The 8,012-nt window shown below is 41.6% G+C and carries 7 protein-coding genes; 4 read left to right on the forward strand and 3 right to left on the reverse strand.

What is annotated here, in order from left to right; translation table 11 throughout:
• Positions 1–52: 52 nt before the first annotated feature.
• Positions 53–1,273, reverse strand: coding sequence for an MFS transporter (locus CWC28_RS08850; RefSeq protein WP_063701287.1), 1,221 nt, complete (start codon positions 1,271–1,273; stop codon positions 53–55).
• A gap of 138 nt (positions 1,274–1,411) precedes the next feature.
• Between CWC28_RS08850 and gtfA the strand changes: the two genes are divergently transcribed.
• Positions 1,412–2,884, forward strand: a complete 1,473-nt coding sequence (gtfA, locus tag CWC28_RS08855) for a sucrose phosphorylase (RefSeq protein WP_063701284.1) — start codon at positions 1,412–1,414, stop codon at positions 2,882–2,884.
• Here gtfA and CWC28_RS08860 read toward each other — a convergent pair.
• The gene (locus tag CWC28_RS08860) at positions 2,881–3,912 is read right to left on the reverse strand and encodes a LacI family DNA-binding transcriptional regulator (protein WP_063701281.1); all 1,032 of its coding nucleotides are present in this window, start codon (positions 3,910–3,912) and stop codon (positions 2,881–2,883) included. The two genes, gtfA and CWC28_RS08860, sit on opposite strands and share 4 nt — an antisense overlap.
• Before the next feature lie 129 nt (positions 3,913–4,041).
• Between CWC28_RS08860 and CWC28_RS08865 the strand changes: the two genes are divergently transcribed.
• Positions 4,042–4,713 carry a YoaK family protein gene (locus tag CWC28_RS08865; protein ID WP_063701278.1) on the forward strand — a complete coding sequence of 224 codons (672 nt, stop codon included), beginning with the start codon at positions 4,042–4,044 and terminating at the stop codon, positions 4,711–4,713.
• On the opposite strand, the gene CWC28_RS08870 is transcribed toward CWC28_RS08865, so the two are convergent.
• Positions 4,703–5,611 carry an AraC family transcriptional regulator gene (locus CWC28_RS08870; RefSeq protein ID WP_063701276.1) on the reverse strand — a complete coding sequence of 303 codons (909 nt, stop codon included), beginning with the start codon at positions 5,609–5,611 and terminating at the stop codon, positions 4,703–4,705. The two genes, CWC28_RS08865 and CWC28_RS08870, sit on opposite strands and share 11 nt — an antisense overlap.
• 177 nt (positions 5,612–5,788) lie before the next feature.
• Between CWC28_RS08870 and exaC the strand changes: the two genes are divergently transcribed.
• Positions 5,789–7,309: an acetaldehyde dehydrogenase ExaC gene (gene exaC / locus CWC28_RS08875; RefSeq protein ID WP_063701273.1), complete on the forward strand. Its 1,521-nt coding sequence runs from the start codon at positions 5,789–5,791 to the stop codon at positions 7,307–7,309.
• A gap of 139 nt (positions 7,310–7,448) precedes the next feature.
• A complete protein-coding gene (locus tag CWC28_RS08880) occupies positions 7,449–7,934 on the forward strand; it encodes an arsinothricin resistance N-acetyltransferase ArsN1 family B (RefSeq protein WP_105181761.1) in 486 nt (161 codons plus the stop codon).
• The last annotated feature ends 78 nt before the right edge of the window (positions 7,935–8,012 follow it).

Genomic DNA, 8,012 nt, shown 5'->3' on the forward strand with positions numbered 1-8,012 from the left:
GTGAAAAACTTGCACAATTTATGTTCGATAATTGATTTTTAACGATTTTTAATTAGTGGCTTAATGCACTGTGCTGCGCTAAAGCTTGCTCAGCAGGGTTACGTAAGTAGTTATATAGCATGGCTAAAAACAGTAAACATGCGAAACCTGTTGCGAGATAAAAGCCGTAACGAATGTGGCCAAAGTAGTCGCTGATGACACCCATTAATAATGGGCCTGCAGCAGCCGAAAGGGCGGTAAAAAACAAAATAACCCCAGCAACAGCTCCGTGCTGCTGCACCGCAAAGCAAGAAATACCCTTTGAGTTTAAAGTGGGGTAGATCATCGACATGAATAGCCCAGATAAAGGGAGTAAGAATACCGCCCAATCAACACCGCCGAAGATTAAACCTAAATAACACAGCGCAATTCCTAAGCTTAAATACAGCATTGCCGCTTGCCAGCTTAAGTGGTTTAACAGCCACACCGCTAAGAACCGCCCAGCAGCGCGTAAAATGAAAAATAAAGTCAATGCATAGGTTGCTAGCAATTGCCACGGGCCGTTGTAATCACCAAGAAGAGTAGGCATCCAAACGTATATTGCCACTTCGGTTGCAACATAAAGAGCAATCGCTAGCGAAAAGCCCAGTGCATATGGGTTTTTCATCATACTCATGGTGGTTGCAAGAGAGGCCGGTTTTGCGTGTTCTTCAAGCTTTTTAGGTTTTGGATAATCTGCACGCCAAGCAATTAAGGTTAAAATTAAACATAAAATCCCAGCGATAACGTAAAGGTAGGTCCAGCTAACCTTTTGGGTGATTAAAAAACTGACAAGGGCAGGGCCTACAATGGCGCCAACACCAAAGAAACCTTCGACCAAATTCATGGTTTTTGTGTGCTCTAAATTGTTTTTAGAAATATCACCTAACAGTGCCAAGGCGCCAGTTTTAAATAAGCCAATTGCAAGACCAATACAGCTAAGCAGCACTACAAATATGCTAAAACTACTGCTAACTGAGAACAGGAAACAACAAATAGCGAAGATGCCAAGTCCTAGCATGATGGTTTGTTTGCGACCAAAACTGTCGGCTAAAAAGCCTAAAAACAGGCCGCTAAAAGCAATTAAAGCCATCGGTGCATAATGAAAGGCACTGGCTTGGGTCATAGTTAAATTAAATTCATTGATAAGCTCAGGTATGATCATACCAACTGCATCAGAGGTCATCGCAAACATAAAAAACATCATGTATGTCAGCCATCTAATGGTTTGCAAAGGGTCGTGTGTTCTACTCATTGTTGTTTCCCCACCGAAAGGTCTGCGCCTTTACTATGTATATTAGTGTATAAAAACTATAAAAACTGCTTGAATAATTTGCTGTCGTGGTTAAAGATATATCTTAATCGATTAAGTTTCAACTTGGTATTAACAATTATGATCAACAATAAAGTGCAATTAATCACCTACGCAGACCGTATTACTGGTCAAGGTATTGATGAATTAAGTAATTTATTAAATGGCCCACTTAACAATGTGTTTGCAGGTGTACATTTGTTGCCATTTTATAATCCGATTGATGGCAGTGATGCTGGCTTTGATCCTATTGATCATAGTGAAGTCGACTCGCGTCTTGGTAGCTGGGACGACATTAACGTGCTAGGTGCAAACTATGACTTAATGGCTGACTTGATTGTTAACCATGTTTCTGCACAGTCTTTCCAATTTAAAGATGTACTTGCGAAAGGCAAGCAATCTGAATTTTGGGATTTATTTTTAACTAAAGACGATGTATTCCCAAATGGCATGTCTGAGGCTGAGCAGCAAGCGATTTATCGTCCGCGTCCGGGTAGCTGCTTTACACCTATTGCCTGTGGTGATGGCCAAACCTATGATTTTTGGACCACATTTACCGATAACCAAATTGATATTAATGTGAAATCAACGGCGGGTATCGAGTATTTAAATACGGTGCTTGGCAAGTTTGCTGATAATAATGTCAACATTATTCGTTTAGATGCGGCGGGTTATGCGATTAAAGAAGCTGGCACAAATTGCTTTATGTTGGATGAAACCTTTGACTATTTAAATAAGCTTTCGGCGCAAGCAAATGAAGCGGGTATGGAAACCATTGCTGAGATCCATAGCCATTTTCAAACTCAGGTTGAAGTCGCAAAACGTGTAAATATGGTTTATGACTTTGCTTTACCACCCCTCATTTTACACAGTTTGTTTAGCAATGATGCGCAAGCATTACTGAATTGGCTAACCATTTCGCCGCGTAACTGTTTAACGGTTCTCGATACCCATGATGGCATTGGCATCATTGACGCAGGCCCAATGGGTGATAAACCGGGTCTATTAAACGCAGCGCAAATTGATAACTTGGTTGAAACCATTCATGAAAAGAGTGAAGGGCAAAGCCGCCTAGCAACTGGTGCAGCAGCAAGTAATGTCGATTTATATCAAGTAAACTGCACATATTACAATGCTTTAGGCGCAGATGACTTCGATTATTTATTAGCGCGTGCAATTCAGTTCTTCGCGCCAGGTATTCCACAAGTTTATTATGGTGGCCTGTTCGCTTGTGAAAACGATATGGAATTACTGGCTCGTACCAATGTCGGTCGTGATATCAATCGCCCTTACTTAAATGCGCAAGACATTGATGCTGCACTTGCTAAACCTGTGGTGAAAGGTTTGATCAAGCTGATTCAATTACGTAATGAGCACCCAGCATTTAACGGTGAGTTTATTGCAAAAGGTGAAGGCAGTGTGTGTCGTTTAAGCTGGCATGATGATACCAGCTCAATCGAGTTAAAAGTTGATTTTGCTAGCCGTGAAGTGATCATTGTTGATCACCGTGAAGGCGAACAACGCATTGTTGATTTGGCTGACTTTTTAGCTTAACTACTTTGACCCAATTGCAGTTGATAGTCGATTTCGGCTGTTTGCTGCTCTTTCGATAGAAACAAGGTCGCAGCAATGCGGCCTTTTTCTTCACTATTTTGATGGACAGTGGTGAGTTTTGGCACAAATCGTTGGCCTTCATCGATGCCATCAAAGCCAACAATCCTGACATCTTCAGGAATAGATAAGCCCATTTTTAATGCTTCGCGCATGGCGGCAAGGGCGATTAAATCACTCATGCACAACAACACGTTTGGTCTTGGTGTGCTGCTAAGTGCTTCTTTGGCGGCAATGCTTGCAAAGCGCTCGCTGCTTTCAGGAATATTCCATGTCCTATCATCACCTAGGGTGATGCCAGCATCGCTGATTGCTTGGTGATAACCGCGCAGTCGTTGATGAGCAATCGACTGACCTGCTTCAAACTCATGATGTTCGTATACTCGGCATAATACGTCGTTATCAAGTAAACGCAGGCCTAAAATAGCAACCCGATCATCACTTTTGTGCAGTGCATGTTTGGCAATATCAAAGCTGGCTTGTTGGTTGTTTACGTTTACTGAGGCATCGCGACCGATATTAAAATCAACCGTTACCACATGTTTTGCGACCTGTTTTAATTGTTCCACAAGTTGCTTGTTACGAGGGCGACCATAACAAATAAAGCCATCAACAAAATCGACCACGCTATTAAGGTTATCGCTGTTACCAGAAAATAATAAAAGGTTAATACCATTTTTTTCGAGTACTGCTGATACACCGCGCATAAAACTGCTAGCAACCGGATCTGATACCATATATTCAACGCTGTCTGGCAATACTAGAGCAACAATATTAAAGGTGCCTCGGCGTAATGATTGCGCCGCCTTGTTAGGGCCAAAGTAGCCGAGCTTTTTACAGGCAGCCAAAATTTCTTCGCGGCGTGCTTTCGATAATTGATCAGGGCGGTTAAACGCATTTGATACGGTGGCATTTGAAACACCTAACTCTTGGGCAATACTTTTCAGCGTCCAACTTTTTGGCTTTGTCATTGTAGGTTCTTAATCGATTTACTTAATTGTAAATTACCATATAAAGAGTCGAAAAAAAGTGTTTTTAGTCATAAAAATAGGCGTACCATAAAAGAATGAGTACGAGTGTGAGAAAAAGGCGAGTAGCGAGTGATTTCTAAGTTACCAAAATGGGTTGAGATTGGCGCATTTATTTTGGCGCTGGTGGCTGGGTGTGTGAATGCAGTTGGTTTACTTAGCTTTGAACATCAAGCGGTATCGCATTTATCGGGAACTGCCACCTTGCTTGGCGCAGATCTTATACATGGTAATAGCCTTGATGCTTTGCATTTATTAGGCGTATTACTGTCATTTTTAGTTGGGTCTGGTATTGCTGGTTTTTTGCTACATAGTTCAGCACTTAAACTAGGTCGTCATTACGACACTGCATTATTCATTGAAGCAGGGCTTTTACTGGGCGCACTTTGGCTATTGTTTAATGGCTCTGGCTACGGGCACTTTTTAGCGTCTGCGGCATGTGGATTACAAAACGCCTTGGCAACAACTTACAGTGGTGCAATTGTGCGTACAACCCATGTAACGGGTATTTTTACTGATTTAGGTATTATGTTTGGTCGGGTTTTACGTGGCGAGGCGCTTGATAAACGTAAGGCTAAACTGTTCGGCCTAATCATTATTGGCTTTATATTTGGTGGCTTAGCAGGGGCGTGGTTATTTGCAAAAATGACCTTTGCGGCGCTTTATGTGCCAAGTGCTATTTGTATTCTACTAGCCTTAACCTATCGCGTTTATTCTCATCGCAATCCAGAACTTAATGATTAGCGATACTCTTTGGGGTTGCGCCAAAGGCTTGTTTAAATACACGGCTAAAATGGCTTGGGTTATTAAAGCCTAATTGGTAACAAACTTGGCTAATTGCCTCGCCTTTTTCGAGCAGTTTATACGCTTTTTGTAAGCGTAATTGCTGTTGCCAAAGAGCGGGCGTAACACCAAATGCCAGCTTAAATTGCTGATAAAATTTACTGCGGCTCATACAGGCTATCTTGCATAACACATCAATATCAATATTCTCTGCAAGATGCTGTTCTATATAACTAATTACATGGCTTAATGGGGTTGTGAGCTTGCCTTGCTTACAACTTGCAATCATTAAATCTCGGCTTTGCTGCTGTAACAGGCGGGTTATGAGTTCATTAAGTGATAAATCAATTAAGTAATCACGGTGTTGCTCATTTTCGCTAAACAGGGAGATCATCCGCTCAAGCAGTTGTTGAGTTTGCAGGTTATGCTGTGCGTGCACTAACTTGGCTTGATATTGAAAAAAGTCATCTTGGGTAATTTTCTGGTTAAAATTAAGAGCATCAACTACTTGGCTTATTTTGTCGGTACTGATTTCAATCGCTAAACAGGTTGTTGGTTGATTAAGAGATGCATTGGGAAAATCGATTAGCACCCCTTGCTCTGGGGCAAGTACAAATGACTGGTTTGGTAAAAACTCTTCATGATAATCACTGTCGGCGACATGCATGATTTTTTTACCGCTGATCATGCCGCAAAATAATAATTCAGTGGAATGTAACGCCACTTTTTGGGCATCTAAATAGGTGTCGTAAATACTTAATTCAGCATGTTCGCCCGCAAAACTGACTTTATTTTCAATAAGCACATCAATACGTTGTCGTTTTTTATCTAAACTTCTATTGCTAACTGATGTGTTCATTGTTGCCTCGCTGTCGTCCTAAATTCTGGACAAATAGTCAAAAAGTCTGGACTGGGAATCAAGTGTGTTTTCAGTAACTGAGCTAACTTCAACTGTTAGCGGTTCATTAAACAATAACCTACCGCATAATTTAGTCAATGCTAAATAAAACACAACAATTTGAAGAGAGAACACATTATGATTTATGCAAATCCAGGTAGTGAAGGCGCAAAAGTTAACTTTAAAGCGCAGTATGAGAATTATATTGGTGGCCAATGGGTTGCCCCTGTAAAGGGAGAGTACTTTGAAAACATCAGCCCAGTAAACGGTAAAGTGTTTTGTAAAGTTCCTCGTTCATCAAAAGAAGATATCGAACTGGCACTTGATAAAGCCCACGATGCAAAAGCGGCATGGGGAACTACGTCAGTCACAGAGCGTAGCAATATTTTATTAAAAATTGCTGATCGCATTGAACAAAACCTAGAAATGCTGGCTGTGGCCGAAACCTGGGATAACGGTAAAGCAATTCGTGAAACACTTGCGGCAGATGTGCCACTCGCGGCTGATCACTTTCGCTATTTCGCAGGTTGTGTGCGCGCGCAAGAAGGCTCAATCGGTGAGATAGACGAAACCACGGTGGCCTATCATTTTCATGAGCCACTAGGTGTAGTAGGGCAAATTATTCCTTGGAACTTTCCATTGTTGATGGCTGCGTGGAAACTTGCACCAGCCCTTGCTGCGGGTAACTGTATTGTTTTAAAACCAGCTGAACAAACCCCTGCATCTATATTAGTACTGCTTGAAGTGATTGGTGACTTGTTGCCTGCAGGTGTTCTAAATGTGGTAAATGGCTATGGTAAAGAAGCGGGCGAAGCGCTGGCAACCAGTACTCGAATTGCGAAGATTGCCTTTACAGGTTCAACGCCAGTGGGTTCACATATCTTAAAATGCGCTGCTGATAATATTATTCCTTCGACGGTTGAGCTAGGTGGTAAATCGCCAAATATCTTCTTTAACGATGTAATGGAAAAAGACGATGAGTTTTTGAGTAAGGCGATTGAAGGGGCTGTACTTGCGTACTTTAACCAAGGTGAAGTGTGTACGTGCCCATCGCGTTTATTTATTCAGGAAGATATTTACGAGCAATTTATTGAACGTGTTCTTGCCCGAACTCTACAAATTAAACGGGGTAATCCACTTGATACCGAAACCATGGTGGGTGCTCAAGCATCACAAGCTCAGTTTGATAAGATCCTAAGCTACATCGAAATTGGTAAACAAGAAGGAGCCGAAGTGCTTGCGGGCGGCGAAGTCGAGCAACTGTCTGATGAGTTTAATGGCGGTTACTACATTCAACCAACGCTATTAAAAGGCACTAACGACATGCGTGTGTTCCAAGAAGAGATTTTTGGCCCGGTTATTTCAATGTCGACTTTTAAAGATGAAGACGAAGCGTTAGCCCTTGCTAATAGTTCAGAGTTTGGCTTAGGGGCAGGTGTGTGGAGTCGAAATATGAACCGTGCATATCACTTTGGTCGTAAGATTGAAGCGGGTCGTGTTTGGACCAACTGCTATCACATGTACCCTGCGCATGCTGCGTTTGGCGGCTATAAAAAGTCAGGCATAGGTCGCGAAACACATAAACTCGCCCTTGATCATTACCAACAAACTAAAAACCTATTAGTAAGTTACAGTGAGAATCCACTGGGCTTCTTTTAAAAGCAATTTCTTATTGTTGTCGAAACTACCCAAACGCCACATCTAGTGGCGTTTTTATTTTTGCGTATATGTATTTCCAAACTTACTTTTCTGTTATTAATTAACCAATTAATTAATGTTGAGTAAGGAATTTTCAATCATGATCAGAAATGTAAGGATTGAAGATAGTGATGCCATTGCTGCAATTTACAATCACTATGTTGTTAATAGTACGGTGACATTTGAAGTTGAGGCAATCACAGGTACTGAAATAGCCAAGCGAATACAGGCTAATCTTGATGCTGACTTACCTTGGTTGATTGCTGAAGCTGAAGGTAATGTCATTGGATATTGTTATGCAACACCTTGGAAAGCACGAAAAGCTTACCAACACTCAGTGGAAATCTCGGTTTATTTAGATGCTGATAGTCATACAAAGGGGATTGGCAGCCAACTTTACGCCGCTCTGTTTACTCAGTTAAAAATGCAAAATGTACATGCTGTTATGGCAGGCATTGCATTACCTAATGAAGCAAGTATCGCCTTGCATGAGAAGCATAATATGCAAAAAGTCGCGCATTTTAAGCAAGTTGGTAAAAAGTTCGGTCAGTGGATTGATGTAGCGTATTGGCAAGTTATTTTATAACGGGCATAAAAAAGCCCGGCGAACACACAAGCCAGGCTTTTCGACAACAATTTGGTTAGTCACCGCAAGTGCAGTGAC

This window comes from Pseudoalteromonas sp. S4492 (assembly GCF_005886115.1).
Taxonomy (GTDB): Bacteria; Pseudomonadota; Gammaproteobacteria; order Enterobacterales; family Alteromonadaceae; genus Pseudoalteromonas; species Pseudoalteromonas gelatinilytica.